2 protein-coding genes and 2 pseudogenes are annotated in these 3,190 nt (G+C 60.5%); 3 read left to right on the forward strand and 1 reads right to left on the reverse strand.

The window, feature by feature from the left end:
* Positions 1-49 precede the first annotated feature (49 nt).
* The gene (gene gstA, locus WBB95_RS07845; RefSeq protein WP_424487054.1) at positions 50-652 is read right to left on the reverse strand and encodes a glutathione transferase GstA; all 603 of its coding nucleotides are present in this window, start codon (positions 650-652) and stop codon (positions 50-52) included.
* A 96-nt stretch (positions 653-748) separates the two neighbouring features.
* On the opposite strand from gstA, the gene WBB95_RS07850 reads away from it, so the two are divergent.
* The 3 genes and pseudogenes from WBB95_RS07850 to WBB95_RS07860 all read left to right on the forward strand — a co-directional run.
* The gene (locus WBB95_RS07850; protein ID WP_424487055.1) at positions 749-1,618 is read left to right on the forward strand and encodes a LysR family transcriptional regulator; all 870 of its coding nucleotides are present in this window, start codon (positions 749-751) and stop codon (positions 1,616-1,618) included.
* 166 nt (positions 1,619-1,784) lie between these two features.
* Positions 1,785-2,561 (forward strand): annotated as a pseudogene (locus WBB95_RS07855) (PAS domain-containing protein); the annotation flags it as partial.
* A gap of 129 nt (positions 2,562-2,690) precedes the next feature.
* Positions 2,691-3,104 (forward strand): annotated as a pseudogene (locus tag WBB95_RS07860) (methyl-accepting chemotaxis protein); the annotation flags it as partial.
* Positions 3,105-3,190 lie beyond the last annotated feature (86 nt).

Genomic DNA, 3,190 nt, shown 5'->3' on the forward strand with positions numbered 1-3,190 from the left:
CACCGCTTTCGCGAGCAAGCCCGCTCCCACAGTTTGATTGCATTTGAGGTCAGGCAGCTTCGGCGGCCAATGCTGCAATCACCGCGGGCCGTGCGCCTATACGCTGTTGAAACGCAGCCAACGCCGGCCACTGTTGCAGATCAATAGCGTGAAACGCCGCCCAGCGCAGCACCACAAACAAATACGCATCCGCCACCGAATACTGCGCGCCCAACAGGTAATCCTGACGCTCCAACGTCTGCACCAGCACCGCAAAGCGCTTGAACAGCGTGGCCTGGAACATCGCCCGCACATCGCCCTGAATCGCCGCATTGAAGAAAATCGCCAGCCCGCCATGGATCTCGCTGGCGATAAAGTTCAGCCATTCCTGCAAACGCACGCGCGCCCAGCTGCCGTTGGCAGGCGCGAGGTGGACATGCGGTTTCAGGTCGGCAAGGTATTGCAGGATCGCGCTGGCCTCGGTCAGCACCTCGGCGTTGTCCAGTTGCAGCGCCGCCACGTAGCCCTTGGGGTTGATCTGCAGGAAATCCTCGCCATGGGCAGTGGTTTTAGCCTGGTTATCCACACGCACCAACTCAAACGGCAGCGCCAATTCCCGCAGCACGATGTGGGGGGCAAGTGAACAGGCGTGTGGGAAGAAATACAGTTTCATCAGGGGCGGCTCCGTTGGGTTTGCGCCAGTCTTACGGGCATGGCACCGTGCGTAAAATTAAACCTTCAGACCCTATCCATAAGGACAGCTACTGCCATGATGAACCTGATGCACTGGCGCCTGCTGGTGGCCGTGGCCGATCACGGCAGCATTACCGCCGCCGCCGAGCACGTGGGCATGACCCAGTCCGCCGCGAGCCAGGCCATGGCGTCCATGGAAACAACGTTGGGTGCGCAATTGTTCACCCGTGAACCGCGCAAGACCCTGCCCACTGCGCTTGGGCTGAGTGTGATCGAGCAGGCGCGGGTGATGATGGCGGCGCTGCAGACGATTCGTACAACGGTCGACGAAGCGCGCCCATTGCTGCGTGGGAGTATTCGCATCGCCAGTTTCCCGATGGTGCTGGCGACGTTTCTGACGCCTCTATTGCAGCGTTTCCGTCAATTGAACCCGGGCATTGAGGTCACCACCCTGGACGTCACCGACAGCGAGGTGCACACCTTGCTCGACGCCGACCTGATCGACCTCGGCGTGGTGCTCAACCCCAAGCCGGAGCGCAATGCCACGGTCTTGGGCCGCGATTTCTGGATGGCGGTGCTGCCCGCCCATCATCCGTTTGCACAGCGCCCGGCCGACGCGACCGTGACGCTGGAAGAATTCCTTGAGCAACCCTTCGTGCTCGCCACCGGCGGCTGCACCGCCAATGCCCGCAGCCTGGCCAGCGCGGCAGGCTTGACCCTGCGTGATATCCGCGTGGAAGTGCGCGAATGGAACAGCGCCTACAACCTGGTGCGCGAAGGCGTCGGCGTCACGCTGGTGCCCGAAATGGCCCTGCCGGCCCAGCGCAACGGCCTGCGTGTGATGCCGCTGGAGGCGCCGTTGCACCGCGAGTTTGCCTTGGTAGGTTCACACACCCGTCCGCCTTCCGCTGCCGTCAGTGCATTGTTAAAAATGCTCGCTGACTAGTGGCCTTGCATAGCGCCAAGCCCTGTCTATGCTCACCCAGAACCGTTGATGACGTTTGGCATATAAAGCGTTTCGGATGGTTATTTCCCCATGAAGGTTTGCCAGCACTATCCAAAAATGAATGGAATGCGCCTTCCAGGCGCCGGGAATCAAGGGTGATCTGACCATGTTTAACCGCCACCACAAATCCGACCTGCAAGAAATCCAGCGTTTCTCCTGCGCCCTCACCGAAGCCAACGCCAAACTCGCCGCCATCAGCCGTTCCATGGCGATGATCGAGTTCGACCGCAACGGCGTGATCCTCGATGCCAATGAAAACTTCTGCAAAACCATGGGCTACAGCGTTGAGGAGATCCGTGGCAAACATCATCGGGTCTTCTGTGAAGAGGCCTACACCCACACCGAGGCCTACGCCAAACTGTGGCGCGACCTGGCGCGGGGCGAAGCGCTGAGCGGCACCTTCATGCGGCTGAACAAACGCGGCCAGGAAGTGTGGCTCGAAGCCAGTTACATGCCCGTGCTGGACAGCAACAACCAGGTGCAGAGTGTGATCAAAGTGGCGTCGGACATTTCCGCACGGGTCCACCACGAACATGAAAACCAGAGCCTGATCGACGCCATCAGCCGTTCCATGGCCGTGATCGAATTCACCCCCCAAGGCCAGATCATCAACGCCAACGACAACTTCCTGCGCACCGTGCAGTACTCGCGTGAAGAAATCATCGGCCAGCACCACAGCATGTTCTGCCATCGCGCCGAGGTTGAATCGCCGGCGTACAAAGCGTTTTGGGCCTCGCTCAACCGTGGCGAATATCACTCCCACCGCTTTGAGCGTAAGAACAAATACGGCAAGACCCTGTTTCTGGAAGCGTCCTACAACCCGATTTTCGATACCAACGGGCGCCTGTACAAAGTGGTGAAGTTCGCCAGCGACATCACCGACCAGGTCACCACCCTGCGCACCGCCGCCGATTCGGCCCACGCCACCTCGGTACAAAACGACGCCTGCGCACGCAAGGGCTCGGAGGTGGTGCAGCAAACCGTGCAGATCATCGAAGAAATTTCCCACGACCTGAACCAGGCAGCGCAAAGCATTGATGCGGTCAGCAAACAGTCGGAAATCATTGGCGCCATCGTGCAGACCATCCGCAGCATTGCCGAGCAGACCAACATGCTCGCGCTCAACGCGGCGATTGAAGCGGCGCGGGCCGGTGAGCATGGGCGCGGGTTTGCGGTGGTGGCCGATGAAGTGCGCAGCCTGGCGGCGCGGACCAGCCAGGCGACGGTGGAAATTGTCGATGTGGTGCGCAAGAACCACGACCTGTCGCTGAGTGCGGTGTCGAGCATGCAGTCGAGCTTGAGCCGTACCGGGTTGGGGGTGGAACTGGCGAATGAAGCGGGGCAGGTGATCCTGGAGATTCAGGAAGGCTCACGGCATGTGGTGGATGCGATCAGTCAGTTCAACTCGACGTTGCAACTGCAATAAACAGCGCTGATCGCGCGCGCTGGCTTGTTGTGCTGAGCGGGCTTGTTGTGGTGAGCGGGCTTGCCCCGCGCTGGGCTGCGCAGCAG

Source organism: Pseudomonas sp., assembly GCF_049645325.1.
In the GTDB taxonomy this organism is placed as follows: Bacteria; Pseudomonadota; Gammaproteobacteria; order Pseudomonadales; family Pseudomonadaceae; genus Aquipseudomonas.

Excerpts from the sequence above, each read along its gene's own strand:
- WBB95_RS07850 (WP_424487055.1), top strand. The coding sequence starts at position 749 with ATGATGAACCTGATGCACTGGCGCCTGCTGGTGGCCGTGGCCGATCAC.
- gstA (WP_424487054.1), bottom strand. The coding sequence starts at position 652 with ATGAAACTGTATTTCTTCCCACACGCCTGTTCACTTGCCCCCCACATC.